This window comes from Blautia sp. AF19-1, assembly GCF_003479155.1.
GTDB lineage: Bacteria > Bacillota > Clostridia > Lachnospirales > Lachnospiraceae > Fusicatenibacter > Fusicatenibacter saccharivorans.
On sequence record NZ_QUGQ01000020.1, the window covers coordinates 41,124 to 62,960 of the forward strand.

Here is a 21,837-nt window from a genome sequence, read left to right on the forward strand (position 1 = left end):
ATTTTTTTTATTATTGCTTCAAAAGGTACATTTTACACAGGTTTGCGGCCTTTTTGGTGTTATTTTAGAATGACAGTTTCTGAGAAAGTCAAAAAAAGAGATATGCCGGAAGTTCTGTTCCGGCATATCTCTTATCTTTGTTTCTCAGCTCAGCTGATATACATCTGCATACTGCACGCCGAAGCTCAGCGCCTCGGAATGGCTGCTGCAGAAGATGTCTACGTGGCCGTAAGCGGTTCCGCGGTCTTCTACCGTGTAAACCTGGCCGTTGATCATCAGTTTCGTTCCGAATGGTACACCGCCCATGGCGATCGTTCTTCCTGCGGTCGGTGTGGTTCCGCTCGCGGTGGATCCGCCGGACCACTGTCCGGTACAGATGGAACAGGAGCAATAGCCTGTCAGTTTAAATCTTCCAAGGTATGTTCCGCTGGAGGAGCTGCTGGAAGTATCTGACGCGGATGGACTCCCCGTTGTCGTGGAGGATGCGCTGCTGTCCGAAGAACTGCTTCCGGAGCTGCTGCTTGTATCGGTATCTGCTTTCGCTGCGGCATTTGCTGCTTCTGCGGCTGCGACTCTTGCGGCCTCGGCTGCCTGTTTTCTGGCGGCCTCAGCCTCAGCTTCTGCGGCAGCCTGCTGTGCGGCGGCTGCTGCGGCTGCTTCCTCTTCTGCTTTCTTCTGCGCTGCAATCTCCTCTTCTTTCGCCTGACGGATCAGGTCATTGATTGCATCTGCTTTGCTGTTGATTTCATCTACCAGTGCACTCTCGCTGGATTTTGCATCGTCCAGCTCTGCGGAGTAGGTACGGAGTTCCTGATAAGCTGCTGCGTACAGCTCCTGAATGGCTTCCTGCTGATCGCTGCTCTGCTGCTGCAGTTCTACGATCGCTGCCTGCTCTTCCTGCACCTGTGTTTCTTTTTCTTTTACCTGGTCTACCGTGTCCTCATACTCCTGCATAAGATCGCGGTCGAAATCGGAAATTTTCTGTATGTATTCTGCCCGGCTGATCAGCTCTGAAATGCTTTTGGAAGAAAAGAGCATTGCCATGTATCCGTTTCCGGAGGAATTTTCATACATATACTGGATACGGAGCTTCATCGCCTCGTACTGCTCTTCTTCTTTTGCTTTTGCATCTTCCAGATCTGCCTGAATCTGTACCAGTTCGTTCTGCTTCGCATCATACTGATCCTGAAGCTCCTGCAGACGGTTCTGCAGATCGTCCAGCTGCTGGTTCAGTTCGGAAAGATATTCTTCTGATTGTCCCTTTTTGGAATTGAGTTCGTCAATCCTGCTCTGTATGCTGTCAAGCTGAGACTGTGCGGCAGCCTGTTCTGCCTGAGCATTTGAAATTTTCTCCTTTGTACTGGCACCATAGCATGGCAGAACGGTTGCTGCCGTAAGCACTGTGGCCAAAACCAGGCTGAATAATTTCTTTTTTTTCATGTCGTACACCTCATACTTATTACGTTCTGTTGCTGATTGTCACTCCAAGTTACTGCGGAAAATGGGCCTTTTTTCCCGCCGTACTTTGCCATTATAACACAAGTATGTCTGAAATGAAAGTCTTTTTTAATTTCTGTTAATAACTTTGTAATATTTCGACGTTTTTCCTGCAAAAACTGGCATGATTTTTCTACTTTCTCCATCCAACAGGGTACTTATTTTTCAAGGTTCCATTGACCAGTTTGCCCCATCCAAGGCCGAATCCATCGACGCAGACCAGCTTCCAGCCCGACGGCGATGCGGTCTCTCCCGGCTCTACGGAAATTGTCTCACCGTGGAGATATTTTTCGGTACGCTCGTCATCTGCCTTTAAATTCATGTAATCTTTGAACTTGTCCGCGGAGAGTGTCACGGCAAACGGCTGTGACGGCTCGAAACGGTCTTTTTTCAGTTCACCGAGATACAGACCGTTCCGCAGGAAATGAAGATTCCGCACGCCATCCGGCAGGGACGGGGAATGGTATACTTTTCCGGCGCGGACTTCCAGTTCCTCCACCGGGATCGGTGCTGTCATCCGGGACAGGAAATCGGAAAGGATCTGTTTTTCTGCTTTCGACGGACCCGGTGCTTCCGTTCCGCGGTCTTTTTTCCGGTTTTTCTGTTTTTTGTTTTTCTTTTCGATCGGTTTTTCTTCTGTCTCATAAGGAATGGCTTCGCCTTTTTTGCGGAACAGGGCAAGGTAATGGCCCTCGCCGTTCATTTTATGCGGCCAGATGCGCACGGTCTTTTCGATCTCCGGATCGCCGTTTCCCCAGACTGGATTGCCTTTTGAAAAACCTTCGTAGCCTTCCATCTCGATCAGTTCCATTTCCGGGAAGTTTTCCAGAAGGAAAGAAACGGTTCCCTCGTCCTCCTGCGGGGCGAAGGTACACGTCGAATACATCATGAGGCCGCCCGGACGCAGCATTTTGACAGCATCCGAGGTGATCTCGCGCTGCAGATCCGCAAAGAAATCCGGCCTCTCCGGGGTCCAGGTGCCGATGACTGCCTCGTCTTTCCGGAACATGCCCTCGCCGGAGCACGGTGCATCCACGAGGATTTTATCGAAGAAGCCCGGGAAGACGTCTGCAAGGCCTGCCGGTGTCTCATTGGTGACAAGCACGTTTTCACTTCCGAACAGCTCCAGATTGCGCAGCAGTGCTTTGGCGCGGGCGTTGCTGATGTCATTGGCGACGAGAAGGCCGGTTCCTTTCAGGCGCGCATTCAGCTCGGTTGCCTTGCCGCCCGGTGCGGCGCAGAGATCGAGCACACGCTCACCCGGTTCGATCGGGAGGCGGGACGCCGGGGTCATGGCGCTTGGCTCCTGCAGATAGAAGACGCCTGCCGCATACAGCGGAGACTGGCCCATGCGCATGCCGTCCGGCACGAAATAGCCGTTTGGAATCCACGGAATTTTCTTCCACGTTCCCGGAACAAGCGGCGGGAAATCTTCGGTCCGGCATTTTTTTGTATTCACACGCAGCCCGGCTGTGCGGGGTGCGTCGTAGGAAGTTAAAAATGCATCAAATTCATCGCCCAGCATGTCCTGCATGCGGGTCAGAAATTCCTGTGGTAACTGCGCCATGTATTGTCTCTCCTTTTTATTTTGCTTTGTTGTGCATCGGTCCCTTTTCGTGAACTGGCGATGCTTTTTCTGTCTTTGTTTCTTTTGTTTTGCATCTATTTCATAATTTCTCACAGAAAAAGAGACAGCTTTTTCGATTTTTCAATCTTTTTGCTGTCTCTTTTTTGCATAGCGGAGAAGAAGGGATTTGAACCCTTGCGCCGTTTCCGACCTACTGGTGTTCGAAGCCAGACCCTTCAGCCTCTTGGGTACTTCTCCGTATTTTGTCAAATACATCATATATTATAGTGCTTTTTTCGGGATTCGTCAATGATTTTTTCGATGGTTTCCGATGGAAATACGGGGATTGTATTTTTTACGGAAATATTCGAAAGTGCAACTTACTCAAACAAATAATCTTCCTCAGGCAGCATCCCATCCCGATGCTGCCTCTTCTTTTATTCTTTCCCTTCTTCCGCCCTCTTCCTCTCTTCTTTTTTCTTCTTTTTCACCACCCGCAGTCTCCGGAAAAACGCACTCAGCATCTCCGAGCACTCTTCTTTCAGCACGCCGCGCTCGACCTTCACCTGATGGTTAAACTCGTGCATTTCCAGCATATTTAAGATCGATCCCGCGCAGCCCGCCTTCGGGTTCATGCTGCCGATGACGACTTCGCTGACTCTTGCCTGTACGATCGCACCGGCGCACATCTGGCATGGTTCCAGGGTGACATACAACGTACAGCCCTCCAGCCGCCAGTCGCCGAGCTTTTTGCTGGCTTTCCGGATCGCATTCAGTTCCGCGTGGGACAGCGTGTTTTTATCCGTATTTCTGCGGTTATATCCCCGCGCAATCACCTTTCCCTCGTACACAATCACACAGCCGATCGGCACTTCCATCAGCTTTTCCGCTTTCTTCGCCTGCGTAATCGCCTGGCGCATGAAGCGTTCCCGTTCTTTCCGGTGCGCTTTTTCCTCCGGCGTTTCCAGCTTTGTTTCTTCTTCCATTGTGCACTTCCTTTCTTCTCTGCGTATATTTTCTGTCCTTCCCGCATATCGTGAACTGTAGCGCAGTATCTTTTTCTACTCTTTTTACTTCTATGCAGGAGGTTTTTATGTCTGATTACCGGCGTTTCATTGCCTATCTATACGAATACCCGAACAACCGCAAGGGCGGATGCTGCGGCTTTGTCCGCGTGGAGTCGCAGAACGGCTTCTGCCGCATGGACTTCCAGATCAAATCGCCGTCGCTTCCGCCGGAGACCTCGGTCACGGTCTACGGATTTATCCGCCGGTCAGGGCGGATGTACGGCATTCCGCTCGGAAATCTCCTTGCGGGGCGCTCTTCTACGAGTGGAAAACTCTTCACGCACTCCGATGCCATTGGGCAGACGGATGTCACGCTCGACGAGCTTGGCGGTCTGATCCTGCTCTGCCGCCAGACCGGCGTCATCGCCACCCAGTGGGACGATCTTCCGATTCAGCCGGAGTTTTTCTCGCCCACGCTCCCGCAGGAGCCCAAAACATCCGCAGACAATGGTACCAGACCGACCGAAGAGAAAACTGCCGAAACACCCGAACCTCTGGATCCCGCCGTACCTGCGCAGTCCCTGCCATCATCAGACGCTTCAAAAGCACAGTTCGATGAACTTTCCACAGAATTCAGCAGCAATTCCGAACTTTATCCACAAAATTCCAACCCGGAATCCACCGTCTCCACAGAATCCACATCAACTGACACGGTAAACACCGTTCCTGCAGACAGGATCACGCAATCATCCGCCAACACACTCTATCCCGCATCCGCGGAATCTGTGAAAACCGCAGAAAGCTATCCCTCTGCCAACCCGGAACCGCCGCAGCCCATCCCGGATTCTACCGCCCAGCCGCTACATATGACTTCCGCCGATTTTCCCGCCGCAGCAGCCGTGCCGCCGTCCCGGGCTGCTCTCTATCTCCAGCTTCAGGACCAGTTCCCGGAGTTCCATCCGTTCCCAGATGATGATCTGACCGACTGCCTGCGCCTATCACTCGACGATCTTCCACAGCTCCGCGCCGCCGGTCTTTCGGTGGATGCGAACCGCTTCGTCCTCCATGGCTCCTCGTCCTATCGCCATCTGCTCCTCGCCCGGAACCGCGACCAGCAGGAACTCTGGTATTTCGGCGTCCCCGGCGTCTACACGCCGAATGAGCAGTTCATGGCAAGCCTCTTCGGCTTTTTCCACTTTAAGCAGGCGATGCGCCCATCCGAGCTCGCGCCCGATGCCCGCTTCGGCTACTGGTACCGCACGCTTTAAAGCGTTTTTTAATCCACGCCGCGGATCTCCACCGTCTCAATCTTTCCGCGCAGGATCTCGCAGAACCGCTCGAGCTGCTCCCGCGCATACCCCGAGAACCTCGGATCAATCACATAATCCGATTCCCGGTAATTCTGCAGGAAGTACCGTTTTGCCCCGGAAAGCCACTTTCCGATCGCTTCGATCTCTTCCCTTCCATGCAGCTCTTTGCAGAGCGTTGTCCGGAACTCATAGTCCACCACGCCGCTCTTTAAAAACTCGACCGACTCATTGATCCGCATCACATCGATCTTTTTCACGCCCGCCGTCTCGCCGTACCGGGACGGCGCATTTTTGATGTCCATGGCGACGTAATCGATTTTCTTCTCTTCCACCAGCTTTTTCAAAATCTCCGGCCGGTATCCATTCGTATCGAGCTTCACAAGATATCCCAGTTCCTTAATTTTCGTCACGAACCGCTCCAGATCCGGATCCAGCGTCGGCTCACCGCCCGTCACGCAGACGCCGTCCAGCACGCCGCACCGCTTTTCGAGCACTGCAAAAATCTCCTCCTCCGGAATCACCGGCTCCCATTCGGGATGCTGCACGAGATTTCCGTTCTGGCAGAACGGGCAGCGGAAATTACATCCGCCCGAAAACAATGTGCACGCCACCTTGCCCGGGTAATCCAGCAGCGTCAGCTTTTGAAATCCATGTATGACCATATGCTATCCTCTCTGACCGCAGGACTCCGAACTTTCGTCCGCCCTGCAACAGAAAAAGCGGAACCATAATGTCCGCTTTTTCCATTTATCTTCTATTGGTAATTATTTGCCGTAACGCTCTGCCTGGGAACGGATCAGGTCCAGATCATCAAAATAGTTGATTTTCATGGCTGCTTTGACATCCGCCAGTGTCTGAGCGGCAACTTTTTCTGCCTCTTCGCTGCCTTTTTTCAGCATCTCATAGATCGCCGGAATGTCTTTTTCCAGTTCTTTTCTGCGATTGCGGATCGGCTCTAAGGTCTCCTGCAGTACATTGTTCAGGAACTTCTTCACTTTGACATCGCCAAGGCCGCCTCTCTGGTAATGTGCTTTCAACTCGTCGAGATTTGCGTAATCCGGCAGATAGCGCTCGAAGTGCTCCGGCTGGCAGAATGCATCGAGATAAGTAAATACGGTATTTCCCTCGATCTTGCCCGGGTCGGTGATCTTGATGTGATCCGGGTCGGTGTACATGCTCATGACTTTTTTCTTGATCTCATCCGGCTCCTCGGACAGGTAAATGCAGTTTCCAAGCGATTTACTCATCTTCGCTTTTCCATCGATACCCGGCAGACGTCTGCAGGAATCATTCTCCGGCAACATAATCTTCGGCTGCACAAGTGCCTCGCCATAAACCGTATTGAATTTGTGGACGATCTCCTGTGTCTGCTCGATCATCGGCATCTGATCCTCTCCAACCGGAACGGTCGTTGCCTTGAATGCAGTGATATCGGCTGCCTGGCTGATCGGGTAGGTGAAGAATCCAACCGGGATGCTCGCCTCAAAGTTTCTCATCTGGATCTCCGATTTTACGGTTGGATTTCTCTGCAGTCTGGAAACCGTAACGAGATTCATATAATAGAAAGAAAGCTCGCACAGTTCCGGAATCTGAGACTGGATAAAGATGGTGCTCTTTTCCGGATCAAGTCCGCAGGAAAGGTAATCCAGCGCTACCTCCAGAATGTTCTGGCGCACCTTCTCCGGGTTGTCCGCATTGTCGGTCAGCGCCTGTGCGTCTGCAATCATGATGTAAATTTTATCGAATTCACCGGAGTTCTGCAGCTCCACGCGGCGGCGCAGTGAACCAACGTAATGTCCTACATGCAGCTTGCCGGTCGGTCGGTCGCCGGTCAGTATAATTTTTCCCATTTTTTCTTCCTGCCTTCCTGATACGTAATCTTCGCAGTCCGCTTCTGTATGAAAAATTTCATGAAAATTCTCATAACTGCGGACCTTCTACATACCCTCTATAATACCGTCTTTTTACAAACACTGTCAATGGTCTTTTCCTGTAAAATCCCTCAAAATATCTATTATGAGACAAATCGTTCAACAGCCACGTACAGCCTTCCCTTTTTCGTCTGATTCTGCACGCCAACATAGCGGAATTTTCCCATATGGCGCACGGTCACGAGATCGTCCTCTTTTAATGACGCGCTCGGCGACGTCACCAGCTTTCCGTTGATAAACACCTGGCCGCCCTCGATCAGCGGCACCATTTTGCTCCGCGAACTGCTGAACGCCAGCGACAGCACCGCATCGAGCCGCACGGAAGCGACGGAGCCTTCTTTCCGCTCGGTTTTCGGCTCCGTCAGCTCCTCCGGCAGTCCCGCCTCGACTTCACAGTACACGCTCGTATGGCGCACTTTTTTCAGCTCCGCACAGATGTAGTCCGCCATATCCGCCATACAGATCAGATACGCCTGGTTTCCATCGATCAGAATGTCTCCCAGCTTATACCGCTCCACGCCGAGATTCATCAGTGATCCTAAGAAATCACGGTGTGACAGCGCATCCGCAAATTTTTCATTCAGCGGGCTGATGCGCACGACTGCGATCGGAAGCATCGACGCATCACCGTCCTCTGCATAGGATGGCAGAAACAGCGCCGCTTTCCGCTCTGCCGCCTCGTATCCGCCGGACAGCACGTAACGCACGCCCGGGATTTTATTTACCGTACGGTAGAACAGATCCTGCTCCGCCAGCGTCAGAAACTCCGTGTGTGACGGAACATCCCTGTGATAACACTGCTCTGCCAGATCCTGAATCCGTCCGACCAGCACTTCTTCCTCATTCATGGTAATCCCCCTTTGATACACCGCGGGCTGCCCCTGTTTTCTTTCGGGCAACCCACATATCACACTTTATTTATCCAGCAGCATCGACAGCCCGATCCGCTTCTTCGCCAGATCAAGGCTGATGACCTTCACTTCCACGATATCGCCGACGCTCACAGCCTCCAGCGGATGCTTGATGAAGCGTTTCGTCATCTGGGAAATGTGGACGAGTCCGTCCTGATGCACGCCGATATCGACGAATGCACCGAAGTCAATGACGTTGCGCACGGTTCCCTTTAAGATCATGCCGACCTTCAGGTCCTTCATATCGAGCACGTCGGTGCGCAGGATCGGGCGCGGCATCTCGTCACGCGGGTCACGGCCAGGCTTCTGCAGCTCTTTGATGATATCGCGCAGCGTAATCTCGCCGACACCGATCTCCTCTGCCATCTTCTTGTAATCTTTGATGAAGAACGCCGTCGGTCCCTCGCTGATCTGCTCTGTCTTCATATTTAACTTTGCGAACAGCTTCTCGACTGCCTCGTAGCTCTCCGGATGAACGCTTGTGCCGTCCAGCGGATTTTTGCCGCCGGTAATGCGCATAAAGCCCGCGCACTGCTCAAACGCCTTCGGTCCGAGTTTTGCCACTTTCAGGAGCTCTTTTCTGCTCTCGAAACGGCCGTTCTCCTCGCGGTATGCCACGATGTTTTTTGCTATCACCTTGCTGACACCGGAAATGTATTCCAGCAGCGACGCAGATGCCGTGTTCAGATCCACACCGACTTTATTCACGCAGTCCTCAACGACACCGCCGAGCGCCTCGCCGAGCTTCTTCTGGTTCATATCGTGCTGATACTGGCCGACACCGATGGATTTCGGATCGATTTTGACAAGCTCTGCCAGCGGATCCTGCACACGGCGTGCGATGGAAGCGGCGCTTCGCTGTCCGACATCAAAGTTTGGAAATTCCTCGGTTGCCAGCTTGCTTGCGGAGTAAACGGACGCTCCTGCCTCGTTTGTGATCACATACGCAACCTTCTCCGGGATCTCTTTTAAGATCTCGACGATGATCTGCTCGGACTCACGGCTTGCAGTTCCGTTTCCGACAGAAATCAGGGTGACGCCGTATTTGTGGATCAGATCTTTTACGGTCGCTTTTGCTGCTGCAATCTTCTTCTCGTTCGTCGGCGCCGTCGGGTAAACAACGGTGGTGTCGAGCACTTTTCCGGTCGCATCGACAACGGCCAGCTTGCATCCCGTACGGAACGCCGGGTCCCATCCAAGGACAACCTGGCCTGCGATCGGCGGCTGCATCAGAAGCTGCTCAAGGTTCTTTCCAAAGACCTTGATCGCACCGTCCTCTGCCTTTTCGGTGAGCTGATTTCTGACCTCACGCTCGATGGCCGGAGCGATCAGACGGTTGTAGGCATCCTCGATGGTCGCCTGCAGAACCGGCTTTGTCTGCGGATTCTCTTTGGTGATGATTTTTTTCTCGAGATAACGCAGGATTTCTTCCGTCGGCGCCTCAATTTTGACGTTCAGGAATTTTTCTTTCTCACCGCGGTTCAGTGCCAGCACACGGTGTCCGGCAATTTTCGATACCGGCTCGGAAAACTCATAGTAATTCTCGTAAACGGACTCTGCTTTCTCATCCTTTGCTGTCGAGACGATCAGGCCCTTCGCCTCGGTTCTGCGGCGGATCTCCATACGGTAATCGGCCTCATCGGAAATGCTCTCGGCGATGATGTCGCAGGCACCAGCAATGGCGTCTTTTGCCGTTTTGACTTCCTTTTCTTCTGAAACAAAAACCTCTGCCTCTTTTTCGAGCGGCTCTTTTGTCATCTGCAGAAGAATGATATTCGCCAGCGGCTCCAGTCCTTTTTCTTTTGCGATCGTCGCACGCGTCCGGCGTTTCGGACGGTACGGGCGGTATAAATCCTCTACGACCACGAGAGTTGCGGCCTCTTCGATGGATTTTTTCAGTTCTGCGGTCAGCTTGCCCTGCTCCTCGATGCTCGCAAGGACAACGGCCTTGCGGTCATTTAAACTGCGCAGGTACATCAGACGGTCGTACAGATTTCGCAGTATCTCATCGTTTAAGGAACCTGTTGCTTCTTTTCGATATCGTGAAATAAAAGGGATCGTGTTTCCCTCGTCAATCAGTTTCACTGCAGCTTCTACCTGCCACGGTTTGACGTTCAGCTCGGCTGCCAATACCTGATTCATATCCATAGGTAAATTCCTCCTGTTGTCTCTTCCAAAACACGCTGTTCCTTCTCTGTTTTTCCCGCATAAAAAGCGGGACCCTTGGCGGAACAGCCACTCTATTACCTTATCAATAGGTCTTGTTTTTGTCAACCTTACATGATAAAATCTTTACTATAGCTTTTTTGACAGACTGCGTGTGAAACCGCGCTTTTTTGCAGAAGAAAGGACATTTTATGACACCAGAAAATTACGATCCAAACACCAATGAGTCCGGAGATTCCTATCAGTCCTCCCATCCGTACGGCGTGCCTGAGGGCCAGCGTCCCGGACCGTATCAGCATTACCAGCAGCAGCCTCCCGTACAGCCGCCGCGCAGGACGGGTTCGCAGGCCCTTGCGGCCGCTTCGATGGTCATGGCGATCTGCTCCTTTTTGTTCATGCTCAACATGGGTTCCCTGTTTTTCGGCTCGCTCGGCGTGATCTTCGCCCTTTTAAGCCGCGGCGCAGGACGCATGAGCGGCACGGCAAAAGCCGGTCTGGCGGGCTGTACCATCGGCATCATTGTCGGTATCTGCATGTATGCTTCTTTCCTGCTTTTCAACATGGTCAGCGGCGGCAGCACCAACCTGCTCGAGCGGTATTACAATCAGTACATGCAGGAATACCAGATGACACCGGATAACGGAACAACCACCGACGGAAATACTATTTAGGTACCAGAAAGGATTTTTCATGAACGGACAAAAACAGAAATTTTCAGAACTGAAAAAGCAGGCCCGTGAGGCCATGGCAGGCCGATGCGGCACGCTGGTGGGCGCAACCGCGATCAACCTGTTTCTCACCTTCTCCTGTTCCCTCATCCCGACGCTGATTTTTTCAGGCACAACGCTGTACGATATCATTTTCCTGAATCTGACGCTGTTCCTGTTTTCCCTGCTCCTCAGCCTCTTCCAGGCAGGCTACTTAAAAATCTGCCTCTCGACGCTGCGCGGGGAACCGATTTCCGTCGGTGATATGCTCTACGCTTTCTATCACCACCCGGACCAGTACGTGCTGATGTTCCTTATCATCAACGGCATCAGCTCCGTGATCGCCCTGATTTCCAGCATTCCAGGCTTCCAGTATCTTTCCTCCCCGAGTGCGGAACTGACGCTTGGAACTGCACTTTCCATTGACGCCGAGCTTTCTTCGCTCATGAATGTTTACGTTTATAAGCTGATCGGCTCTCTCGTTTCCACGCTGGTGCTGGTTCCGTTTTCCCTTTCCACCTTCGTGATGAACGACACTCCCGGCATCGGCCCGATCCAGGCGATCCGTCAGAGCTTTGTGCTGATGAAAAAGAATTTCTTCCGCTACATTCTGCTGCTCCTCAGCTTTTTAGGACTTGAGATCCTCGCATCCTGCTCCTGCGCCATCGGCTTCTTATGGGTGATGCCGTATATGCAGATCACGATGGCTGCGTTCTATCAGGAACGGAAAGATATCCTGTATCCGGCATCGGAACCGGTGGGATATGATACGGATTCCTTTGGATCCGGCACAGATCTTTAAAAATAAATCTTAAGATAACTAAAAAGACGTTTCACACCCCTTGCTTTACGGCTGTGAAACGTCTTTTTAGTTATGTCTATTTCGAGATCTTAAATTCTCGCGCGGATTCTGCTCTGGATTCCGTCGAGTTTCTCTGCTTTTTCTCTGTACTCCTGCTCTGTGATTTCGCCTGTGATGAATGCGAACTCCTCGGACAGACTTGGAACTGCTACGATTTCTACTTTTCCGAACAGCTCCTCGATCTCACTCTGGCGCTCTGCGGCGTGGCCGGATACGCGGACGAAGAAGCGGCTCTTCACATCATCGATCTGCAGCAGGTTCAGTTTCTCCTCGCTCCAGCTCATCATGATGTTTCTGCCTTTGTTCTTTGCGCAGTCTACAACATCGGCAACAACAGCACTTGCGGTCGGGAGTTTTCCTGCTCCGCTTCCGTAGAACATGGCATCACCCAGTACATTTCCGTGGATGAAGATGGCGTTGAAGACACCGTTTACGCTGTACAGCGGGTTTTTCGCGTCAATCATCACCGGGCTTACCATAGCGTAATACTGATCACCCACCTTGCGGCTTGTTGCGAGCAGTTTGATTGCGGTTCCCATCGAGGTCGCATATTTGATATCCTCTGCGGTGATCTTTGTGATTCCCTCGGTGTAAACCTCTTCGTAATTGACTTCTTTTCCATAAGCAAGAGAAGAAAGAATCGCAATTTTACGGCACGCATCGTACCCTTCTACATCTGCTTCCGGGTTGCGCTCTGCGTAGCCGAGGCGCTGTGCCTCTTTTAATACATCCGCGAAATCGGAACCGTCGCTTGCCATTTTGCTTAAGATGTAGTTTGTCGTACCGTTTAAGATACCCGTTACTTCATCGATCTCATCTGCAGTCAGGGAGGAGTTTAACGGACGGATGATCGGGATACCGCCGCCGCAGCTTGCCTCAAACAGATAGTTTGCGCCGTGCTCTTTTGCAATGGCGAGAAGCTCGGTGCCGTGTCTTGCCACCAGCTCTTTGTTGGATGTGCAGACGCTCTTTCCAGCCTCCAGCGCACGTTTTGTGAAGGTGTAAGCCGGCTCAACGCCGCCCATAACCTCGACAACAATATCAACCTCCGGATCGTTTGCGATCACTTCGTAATCATGTACCAGCACTTTTTCCACTGGATCTCCCGGGAAATCTCTTAAATCCAGAACGTATTTGATATTAATCTCGTTCTCTGCTCTCTTGTTGATGCTGTCATGGTTCGTGTTGATGACTTCTACCACGCCGGAACCAACGGTGCCATATCCTAATACTGCAATCTGAATCATCTCTTTTGTCCCTCTCTTGCTTTTTCTTTTTCAGGACTCCTGTCCTAAAATTTTAAAATAATGAACTCCCTGTCTGGACTCAATCTCGTTGATCATCTCCGAGGCGTCTCCCCGGTCTTCCGCGATATCCACGCTGATTGTCAGCGACGCCACGCCGTTTAACGGAATCGTCTGATGAATGGTCAGAATGTTTCCGTGAAACTCGGCGATAATCTTCAGCACATCGGAAAGCAGTCCCGGCTCATCGTCCATCTGCAGAATAAACGTAATCGTTTTTCCTTTTGCATTGTCATGAAAAGGAAGAATATCATCTTTGTATTTATAGAAAGAGCTTCTGCTGATTCCCGCTTTTTCCGTTGCCTGCTGCACGGTAAGCTCCTGCATATCCATCAACCGTTTGGCCTCGATGACCTTCAAAAGGACCTCCGGAACCGCCTTTTCTTTGATTACATAATACTTTGTTTTCTCTTCTCTCATGGCAATCCTCTGTTTCTATGTTCTTTCCAGGAAATACATTTGTTTTCACAGGAAAGATCGTACCATATTCCGGCACAATGCGCAAGGACTTTTTAGAATCCGATACTTCCGCCGCCGTGGCTGTTTCCGCTGGCGGATGTGTGAACGTGGCTTCCGCCGCCACCGCCTCCTCCGCCGCCGGAACCGCCTCCTCCGTGGTTTCCGTCGTCCCTCGGAATCTTGTGCATCGACACATGGCGGTCAATCAGTGCATCCCTGCGGTCTCTGATTTTTACGCGTTTCAGATCCGCATAGCCCTTTGCACCGCGGTTTTTCTTTCGTCTGTAACTCTTCCAGATTCCAAAATAAACACAAAATCCTGTCACAGCAGCTAAAAGGACAGCAGTCATTGCCTCGGTACTGTTGATTTTACGGTAATGAATGATCGAACCGTCTTCTGTAATCAGGTAGTCCGCCTCGGAAACACCGCGGTCGAAGCACTCCTGCGTTATCGTAATCATTTTTGCAAACGTCCCCGCATAGTCGCCCTCTTTTGCATAGCTCTGCGCTGCCTGCAGAATGTCATCGATTTCCGCGTCCGACATATAATACTGCATAATGCCCGACGTTGAAATCACAATCTGGCGCTGTCCCATGTCAATGAGGAAGCAGACGCCGTTCGGCTCCTTCGGATACTTTTTATCATAGAAATCATCCGCAATCGCCTGGCAGTCCTCGGAGCCGCTGCTGTACTCGGTCAGGATCACCATATGAATGTCCGTATTGCTCTCGAACTCCGCACAGGAACGCTCGAGATCCTGCTCCTCCTCATCCGAAAGAAGCGATGCGTTGTCGTAGACATACTGGGTGTCCGCTTTTACGGTATTCACAGAAAAAATCCCGCACAGCAGAAGGGCTGCAAAAATGCCGAGCAGATATTGTCTCGCTTTTTTCATTCTTCTCATGAGAAATACCCTCCCACCAGCATAAAGATCAGTACAAAAAGTGCACTCACAACCGACGTCAGCAGCGCTTTTTTCCGCTCAAACGGAAAATCACCGTTGATCGTGCCGGTCTGGCCGTTCATCGCGTAGTAATAAACCTTTCCGTCTTTTCCCGGATACGTCAGTGTCCAGACCGGAAACAGTACGTAACGCCAGTCCTCCCGCTTTGGAGAAAGCTTCATTTTCTCCTGCTCGAGGGAGAGATACTCGTTCGCCTCGTTCCGCATTGCGCCGCGCGCCATCGTCTCCAGTTCTTTTTTCAGTTCCGGTGCGATCTGCGCCTGTTCGATATCACGTTTTTCCGCCTGAAATCCGGAAAGATAGCCCATAGAAAACGGCTGCATCTCCTCCAGACGATAGGGCTGCACGCATTCGATCAGATCGCGGTCGGCCTTGTTCAGTGCATTGCGCGACAGACCGTCCACGCGGACCTCGCCCTCCCGGCGGACATCGTAGATGCTGGTCTCTTTGTACTCCACATCACCGGTCTGCCAGACTCTCACCTTCCGGCCGTGTGCTATGTAATCCGTCTCAAAGTCTCCGCCGTAAATCCAGTATGGGAAATAGACACCCGTCATCTTCTGTACCTGGTTTTTCTCGAAAAAGTCCTTCGGAATAAAGCGTTTCTTCCGCGCAAATGACAAAAATTTCTCGATTGCCTGCTCCTTGCTGATCTTAAACGGCAGCACGAAATCCGGCATATATTCTCCCGAGAGCCGGCCGGAAAGCACCACCGGATTGTGGCAGTAGAAACAGTATGTCGCTGCCGTCGTCGCATCGGTCACAATCTCAGCGCCGCAGTTCGGACAGGTGTAGACAACTGCTTCGCCCTGCTCTGTTTCCCCTTTTGTTTCCTCCGTACTGCTTTCCTTCTGTGCATCGGATGCTTCCTGTGCACCGGCAGCATCGTCCTCCCCGTTCAGCGCTTCCGCTGCTTTCGGGTTCGCCTTTTCGGCTTCTTCCTGTGTAAACGAGGACAGGCAGTACTCGCATTTATACTTTCCGCTTGCCGGATCGAAGGTCAGATCGCCTCCGCAGTTCGGGCATTTGTATGTAATAACCTCCATATTCTATCCCTCCTTCCCCGGAGCCGCTGTTGTATTGGATGGTTATCTGTTTTCTTTTACTGTCTTGGTTTTCCGCAGTTCGAGCAGAACTTGCCGGTATTCTCCGTTCCGCATGCGCAGACCCATTTTCCTGCCGCTTCCGGTTTCGGGCTGCCACAGTTCGAACAGAATTTACCGCTGTTCTCGGTTCCACACTTGCCGCAGATCCACACCATCGGCTTTGCACTTCCGCAGTTTGAGCAGAAATTGCCGGTGTTCTCCGTTCCGCAGGAGCATTTCCATACGCCTTTTGCAGCTTCCTGCTGTGCCTTGGCTGCCGCCTGCTGCTGCATCTGCTGCTGATTCGAAGCGGACGCCGATGCAAACGAGGAACCGAAGGCATTCATGCCCATCTGAACACCCATAAAGCCGTTCATGGCTCCGTTTGGGTTGGCTGCTGCTTTCTCCATACTGCGTGCCATCGCTCCCTGTACATAGCCCTCACGGATCGATGGATCAGACATCATCGCACCTTCGTTGCGCATCTGGATCAGTTTCTGGGAAGCTTCATCGTAGGAAAGGCTTGCGATTGCCACGGACTGGATCTCCATGCCGCGCATTGCCCGCCAGCTCTCATCCATCGCATCTGCCATGTAGCGGGACAGCTCGGCGCTCTTGGATGCTGCGAACGAAATGCGGATGCCGTCGGCTGCCATCTGATTGATCGAGGACTGCAGGCCCTCTAAAAATTCGTTCATATACTGCTCGTTGATATCCTCGATCTCTACGCGGGATGCGTTTCTCGGCACAGCCTCTGCGTAGAAGCGGAGCGGATCGACGATGCGAATGGAATAGGAACCGTGTGCCCGAAGAAACAGCTCGGCATTGTAGAACTGGTCGAAATAGTTGACCGGATTTCTCGTTCCGAATTTGATTCCCTTGATTTCCTGCAGATTAATATAGAAAACTCTCTGCTCATGCGGGGTCTGGCCGCCGAATTTCAGGCGCTCAAACGTATCTTTTACTGCCGCGTCAAGCGATCCGCTGAACATCGACGGAGACGATGACTGGTCTACGGTAAAGTAGCCCGGCTCTGCGGTGTAATCAATAATCTTTCCGCCGTCCACCAGCATCATAAACTGATTGTCATAGACATGGATCACAGAACCGTTTGAAATCGTCTGGCTTCCCTTTTTATTCTGGCCTTTTCTTACCAGAATTCCCTCTGTAAATACCGTATGTTCCCCCATCTCATACGGTTCCACGGTCTCCAGCCACTGATCGGCGAGACTGCCGTGTACTGCATTGACTGCTGCTCTGATAATACCCATACTTTTACCTCCTGTTTGCCTTTGGCTTCAAAACAGAAAGGAGCATTTCCGTCCTCTGTTGGTGAAAATGCTCCTTATTTTACTTGTCACTGTGCTCTGCCCACAGCCGAATTATGCTTCTTCCTCTTTTGCTCCGGTTCCGAGGGCAATCCACTTCAGATATGCGTTAATAAACAGATCAATTCCGCCGTCCATGACTGCATCGACGTTTCCGGTCTCTGCGTTGGTACGGTGGTCTTTGACCATGGTGTATGGCTGCATAACGTAAGAACGGATCTGGTTGCCCCAGCCGATCTCGGTTACTTCGCCGCGGATGTCGCTCAGCTTATCTGCCTGCTCCTGGAGTTTCAGCATATACAATTTTGCTTTCAGCATCTGCATTGCCTTGTCTTTGTTCTGGAACTGGGAACGCTCATTCTGGCACGTAACCACGATGCCGGTCGGCATATGCGTGATTCGGATCGCCGATGACGTCTTGTTGATGTGCTGTCCGCCGGCACCGCTGGAACGGTACGTATCGATACGAATATCCTCATCACGAACCTCAACATCGATCTCTTTGTCGATATCCGGCATAACATCGCACGATACGAACGATGTCTGGCGTTTTCCTGCCGCGTTGAACGGAGAAATACGGACGAGACGGTGAACGCCTTTTTCGGATTTCAGATAACCGTAAGCGTTTTCGCCGTTGACCTGGAATGTCACGGACTTCACACCGGCCTCATCACCGTCCAGAAAGTCGAGTTCCTCGATCGTAAAGCCTTTGCGTTCTGCCCATCTGGTGTACATACGGTACAGCATGCCGCACCAGTCGCACGCCTCGGTTCCGCCTGCACCTGCGTTCAGTTTGATGATCGCATTGTCCTTGTCAAATTCGCCGGACAGCAGGGTTTTGATGCGGATGGCATCGAAGGATGCCTTGAACTCTTCCATCATTTCCGCGATTTCCGGAACAACGGAATCGTCATCCTCCTCCTGTCCCATCTCGATCAGAGTTTCCATATCTTCTTTGGCGGATACCAGTTTCTGATACGTATCTCTGTCCTCTTTCATGCTGCTCAGCTGTTTCATCTGCTCCTGCGCTTCTTCGGGGTTGTCCCAGAAATTGGGTTCCTCCATTTTACGCTCTAATTCTTCGATCCTCTGCTCTTTGTTAGCGAGGTCAAAGTGAATCCCTCACTTCCACTAATGGTTTATCGTATGTGCCAAGTTCCATTTTGAACTGGTCTAATTCAACTACCACAAGCTTCACCTGCTTTCTGTTTTATATTTTGTATGACACGCAGCTTCTGGTAGGGAAGCTGCGTGCTTTGTCAAACGGATCGTGCTCATCCGTCTCACTGCTGTTCTGCTTTTATCAAACCGGTTTTCTTCCGCAGCACTGTTTGTACTTCTTGCCGCTTCCGCACGGGCATGGATCGTTTGGATAGATCTTACGCTCTGCGCGCTGTACCGGTTTTCTCGGGCCGGACTCGTCTTTGTTGGTTCCGGTCACTTTGGCTACCTGCTCACGTTCTACTTTCTGCTCAACACGTACATGGAACAGGAGACGGACGGTATCCTGCTGGATGGACTCGAGCATTTCGTTAAACATGTCGTAAGCTGCCATCTTGTACTCAACCTTCGGGTCTCTCTGGCCGTATGCCTGCAGGCCGATACCCTCGCGGAGCTGATCCATATCATCGATATGATCCATCCACTTCTGGTCGATAACCTTCAGAAGAACGACACGCTCAAGCTCACGAATCTGCTCCTCCTCCGGGAATTCTGCTTCTTTCTCCTCGTAGAGTTTAACAGCTTCCTCTTTTAACTGCTGTTTCAGCTCGTTTTTGGAAATCTTCTCTACGCGCTCTTTTGTCACTGCCTTCACCGGCATGATGGAGAGCAGCATCTCATTTAACTCGGTCAGATCCCACTCGGACTGCTCGGTGTTCTCGCCGATGCAGAGATCCACAGTATTGTCGATGGTGTCGGCAATCATCTTGAAGATGGTGTCTCTCATGCTCTCGCCGTCCAGAACGCGGCGTCTCTCTTTGTAGATGATCTCACGCTGCTCGTTATTGACCTGGTCATAGTCGAGCAGGTTTTTACGGATTCCGTAGTTGTTGCCCTCGATCTTCTTCTGCGCTTTTTCGATGGCGGAAGAAAGCATCTTGTGCTCGATCTGCTCATTTTCCGGTACGCCGAGGGATTTGAAAATGCTCATCAGTTTTTCGGAACCGAAGAGTCTCATCAGATCGTCTTCCAGGGAAATGTAGAAACGGGACTCACCCGGGTCTCCCTGACGGCCGGAACGACCGCGGAGCTGATTGTCGATACGGCGGGACTCATGACGCTCGGTGCCGATGATCTTTAAGCCGCCGGCAGCTTTTGCCACATCATCCAGCTTGATATCGGTACCACGGCCGGCCATGTTGGTCGCGATGGTAACGGCTCCTGCCTCGCCGGCATGGGCTACGATTTCTGCCTCGAGCTCATGGAACTTCGCATTTAAGACCTGATGCGGGATTCCCTCGCGGCGCAGCATTTTGCTGATCAGCTCAGAAGTCTCGATGGTGATGGTACCAACCAGAACCGGCTGGTTCACGGCATGTGCCTCTTTGACTTCCTCTACGACTGCGTGGAATTTCTCTTTTTTCGTCATGTATACGGCATCGTCCATATCCACACGGATGACCGGGCGGTTGGTCGGGATCTCGATAACGTCCATGCCGTAGATGTCACGGAACTCCTGCTCCTCGGTGAGGGCAGTACCGGTCATGCCGGCTTTTTTCTCGTATTTGTTAAAGAAGTTCTGGAACGTGATGGTTGCCAGAGTCTTGCTCTCTCTTCTTACTTTTACGTGCTCTTTTGCCTCGATTGCCTGATGCAGACCATCGGAATAACGGCGCCCCGGCATGATACGGCCGGTGAACTCATCGACGATCAGAACCTCGTCGTCTTTGACTACGTAGTCCTTGTCGCGGTGCATCAGATAATTGGCACGCAGCGCCAGGATCACGTTGTGCTGGATCTCCAGGTTCTCCGGATCGGAGAGGTTCTCGATATGGAAGAAGTTCTCGACTTTCTTCACACCGTCATCGGTCAGGGTAACGAATTTGTCCTTCTCGTTGACGATGAAGTCTCCGGTCTCCTCGATCTCCTCGCCCATGATCGCGGTCATCTTGGTCATCTCGCCGCTTGCCTCGCCGCGCTGCATCTGGTGTGCCAGAATATCTGCGGTCTCGTACAGCTTGGTGGATTTGCTGCTCTGTCCGGAAATAATCAGAGGTGTTCTTGCCTCGTCGATCAGGACGGAGTCGACCTCGTCGATGATACAGTAAGCAAGCTCTCTCTGTACGAGCTGCTCTTTGTAGATCACCATGTTGTCACGCAGGTAATCGAAACCAAGCTCATTGTTGGTGATGTAGGTGATATCGCATGCGTACTGCTGGCGGCGCTCATCGTTTTTCATATCATTTAAAACGACGCCGACGGTCAGACCGAGGAATCTGTGGACTTTTCCCATCCACTCTGCATCTCGGTTTGCCAGGTAGTCGTTGACGGTAACGATGTGGACGCCGCGTCCGGTCAGTGCGTTCAGGTAAGCCGGAAGGGTGGAAACAAGGGTTTTTCCTTCACCGGTTTTCATCTCGGCGATACGGCCCTGATGGAGGATAATACCACCGATCAGCTGTACGCGGTGGTGCTCCATACCGAGGGAACGTTTTGCTGCCTCGCGGACGGTTGCGAATGCTTCCGGGAGAATGGAATCCAGGGATTCTCCTCCGTTGTAGCGGTCTTTATATTCCTTTGTCTTGGCACGCAGCTCTTCATCGGTCAGCGCCTGCATGGTCGGGCGGAGAGCTTCGATTTTGTCTACAATTGGATAGATTCGTTTCAGCTCGCGCTCACTGTGCGTACCAAAAAGTTTTTCTGTGAATTTCATAGAATGTTTGCTCCTGCTTTCTCTATTAATTGCCATATTAACATATGGTACTATTCTACCACTTCTGGCACAAGATAACAATGAATTTTTCGTAAACATTTGGTGCCGTTCCCCGGTTTTCCGCTGTTTTTACGGCTTTTCCCGGACTTTCCGGCCCTTTCCGCGAAAAAGTCACCCTGTTTCACAGCTTTTCTAAGCTGGAAACAGGGTGACTGTTCATTCTTTATTTACTTTTCAGCACTCCGGCTCGATCAGACCGTAGGTGTTGTTCTTTCTCTTGTAAACGACGTTTACTTCGTCGGTCTCTGCATTGCGGAATACGAAGAAGGTGTGTCCAAGAAGTTCCATCTGTACGCAGGCATCTTCCGGATACATTGGTTTCATGCCGAATTTTTTCGTACGGATGATCTGGATGTCTTCGTCCTCCAGATAGTCATGCTCCAGATATTCTTTCTGGAAGTTTCCTGCTTCCTGCTGTTTGTCGGCAATTTTGTTTTTGTATTTGCGAAGCTGGCGTTCGATCACTTCCTCTACCAGATCGATGGATACGTACATATCGTTGCTTACCTGCTCGGAACGGATGATGTTTCCTTTTACCGGAATGGTAACCTCAATTTTCTGTCTTTCTTTCTCTACGCTTAAGGTTACAATGACATTTGTGTCAGGCGTAAAATATTTCTCCAGTTTGCCAAGTTTTTCGTTGACCGCGGCTTTTAATCCCTCTGTCACGTCAATATTTTTTCCGCTGATGGTAATTTTCATTATGCCCAACCCCTTTGCTCTCAAATTTTACAGGCTCTTCACTTCCCCTGTAAGTAACTCTAATTATAGCAATAGTTGTCTCTATTTGCAATAGTATTTAGA

General features: G+C 51.4%; 18 protein-coding genes and 1 tRNA gene. 3 read left to right on the forward strand and 16 right to left on the reverse strand.

Going from position 1 to position 21,837, the window contains the following annotated elements:
* Nucleotides 1-144 precede the first annotated feature (144 nt).
* From DWX26_RS13040 to tadA, 4 genes are all read right to left on the reverse strand, one after another.
* On the reverse strand, nt 145-1,440 hold the full coding sequence (locus DWX26_RS13040) for a PcsB-like coiled-coil domain-containing protein (RefSeq protein WP_117761688.1): 1,296 nt from the start codon (nt 1,438-1,440) through the stop codon (nt 145-147).
* Nucleotides 1,441-1,630: 190 nt separating this feature from the next.
* Nucleotides 1,631-3,064, reverse strand: coding sequence for an RsmF rRNA methyltransferase first C-terminal domain-containing protein (locus tag DWX26_RS13045; RefSeq protein WP_118595855.1), 1,434 nt, complete (start codon nt 3,062-3,064; stop codon nt 1,631-1,633).
* Nucleotides 3,065-3,236: 172 nt separating this feature from the next.
* Nucleotides 3,237-3,322 (reverse strand) — tRNA-Ser (locus tag DWX26_RS13050).
* Nucleotides 3,323-3,501: 179 nt separating this feature from the next.
* Entirely contained in the window at nt 3,502-4,050 is a 549-nt protein-coding gene (gene tadA / locus DWX26_RS13055; protein ID WP_117509593.1) for a tRNA adenosine(34) deaminase TadA, read from the reverse strand.
* A 107-nt stretch (nt 4,051-4,157) separates the two neighbouring features.
* On the opposite strand from tadA, the gene DWX26_RS13060 reads away from it, so the two are divergent.
* Nucleotides 4,158-5,339 (forward strand): DUF6128 domain-containing protein, encoded by a 1,182-nt coding sequence (locus DWX26_RS13060; protein ID WP_118595856.1) that lies wholly within the window; start codon nt 4,158-4,160, stop codon nt 5,337-5,339.
* Between the two features lie 8 nt (nt 5,340-5,347).
* Here DWX26_RS13060 and DWX26_RS13065 read toward each other — a convergent pair whose 3' ends face one another.
* The 4 genes from DWX26_RS13065 to DWX26_RS13080 all read right to left on the reverse strand — a co-directional run bounded on the left by DWX26_RS13065 (nt 5,348) and on the right by DWX26_RS13080 (nt 10,371).
* Complete coding sequence (locus DWX26_RS13065; protein WP_117813038.1) at nt 5,348-6,043, reverse strand: anaerobic ribonucleoside-triphosphate reductase activating protein; 696 nt, start codon at nt 6,041-6,043, stop codon at nt 5,348-5,350.
* 102 nt (nt 6,044-6,145) lie between these two features.
* Entirely contained in the window at nt 6,146-7,231 is a 1,086-nt protein-coding gene (gene trpS / locus DWX26_RS13070; protein WP_022461312.1) for a tryptophan--tRNA ligase, read from the reverse strand.
* Nucleotides 7,232-7,395: 164 nt separating this feature from the next.
* The gene (locus tag DWX26_RS13075) at nt 7,396-8,160 is read right to left on the reverse strand and encodes a YlmH family RNA-binding protein (protein WP_022461313.1); all 765 of its coding nucleotides are present in this window, start codon (nt 8,158-8,160) and stop codon (nt 7,396-7,398) included.
* Between the two features lie 66 nt (nt 8,161-8,226).
* Nucleotides 8,227-10,371: a Tex family protein gene (locus tag DWX26_RS13080; RefSeq protein WP_118601593.1), complete on the reverse strand. Its 2,145-nt coding sequence runs from the start codon at nt 10,369-10,371 to the stop codon at nt 8,227-8,229.
* Between the two features lie 209 nt (nt 10,372-10,580).
* Between DWX26_RS13080 and DWX26_RS13085 the strand changes: the two genes are divergently transcribed.
* Together DWX26_RS13085 and DWX26_RS13090 are read left to right on the forward strand one after the other, a co-directional pair.
* Complete coding sequence (locus tag DWX26_RS13085) at nt 10,581-11,060, forward strand: hypothetical protein (RefSeq protein WP_055218430.1); 480 nt, start codon at nt 10,581-10,583, stop codon at nt 11,058-11,060.
* A gap of 19 nt (nt 11,061-11,079) precedes the next feature.
* Nucleotides 11,080-11,898: a DUF975 family protein gene (locus DWX26_RS13090; protein WP_118601594.1), complete on the forward strand. Its 819-nt coding sequence runs from the start codon at nt 11,080-11,082 to the stop codon at nt 11,896-11,898.
* 89 nt (nt 11,899-11,987) lie between these two features.
* Here DWX26_RS13090 and DWX26_RS13095 read toward each other — a convergent pair whose 3' ends face one another.
* The 8 genes from DWX26_RS13095 to hpf all read right to left on the reverse strand — a co-directional run bounded on the left by DWX26_RS13095 (nt 11,988) and on the right by hpf (nt 21,735).
* Entirely contained in the window at nt 11,988-13,205 is a 1,218-nt protein-coding gene (locus tag DWX26_RS13095; RefSeq protein WP_055228305.1) for a homoserine dehydrogenase, read from the reverse strand.
* A 30-nt stretch (nt 13,206-13,235) separates the two neighbouring features.
* Nucleotides 13,236-13,682: an ACT domain-containing protein gene (locus DWX26_RS13100; protein WP_022461318.1), complete on the reverse strand. Its 447-nt coding sequence runs from the start codon at nt 13,680-13,682 to the stop codon at nt 13,236-13,238.
* 92 nt (nt 13,683-13,774) lie between these two features.
* The gene (locus DWX26_RS13105; protein ID WP_118601595.1) at nt 13,775-14,626 is read right to left on the reverse strand and encodes a TPM domain-containing protein; all 852 of its coding nucleotides are present in this window, start codon (nt 14,624-14,626) and stop codon (nt 13,775-13,777) included.
* Nucleotides 14,623-15,732, reverse strand: coding sequence for a TFIIB-type zinc ribbon-containing protein (locus DWX26_RS13110; protein ID WP_118601596.1), 1,110 nt, complete (start codon nt 15,730-15,732; stop codon nt 14,623-14,625). The genes DWX26_RS13105 and DWX26_RS13110 overlap by 4 nt, the downstream gene beginning before the upstream one ends.
* 56 nt (nt 15,733-15,788) lie before the next feature.
* Nucleotides 15,789-17,042 carry an SPFH domain-containing protein gene (locus DWX26_RS13115; RefSeq protein WP_055228302.1) on the reverse strand — a complete coding sequence of 418 codons (1,254 nt, stop codon included), beginning with the start codon at nt 17,040-17,042 and terminating at the stop codon, nt 15,789-15,791.
* Nucleotides 17,043-17,153: 111 nt separating this feature from the next.
* Nucleotides 17,154-18,261, reverse strand: a protein-coding gene (gene prfB, locus DWX26_RS13120) for a peptide chain release factor 2 (RefSeq protein WP_117509617.1) whose coding sequence is annotated in 2 segments (ribosomal slippage) — nt 17,154-18,209 and nt 18,211-18,261 — 1,107 coding nt in all. Because the reading frame shifts where the segments join, the coding sequence is not laid out codon by codon here.
* A gap of 141 nt (nt 18,262-18,402) precedes the next feature.
* The gene (gene secA / locus DWX26_RS13125) at nt 18,403-20,973 is read right to left on the reverse strand and encodes a preprotein translocase subunit SecA (RefSeq protein WP_118601597.1); all 2,571 of its coding nucleotides are present in this window, start codon (nt 20,971-20,973) and stop codon (nt 18,403-18,405) included.
* 234 nt (nt 20,974-21,207) lie between these two features.
* Nucleotides 21,208-21,735, reverse strand: coding sequence for a ribosome hibernation-promoting factor, HPF/YfiA family (hpf, locus tag DWX26_RS13130; RefSeq protein ID WP_055218411.1), 528 nt, complete (start codon nt 21,733-21,735; stop codon nt 21,208-21,210).
* Between the last annotated feature and the right edge of the window lie 102 nt (nt 21,736-21,837).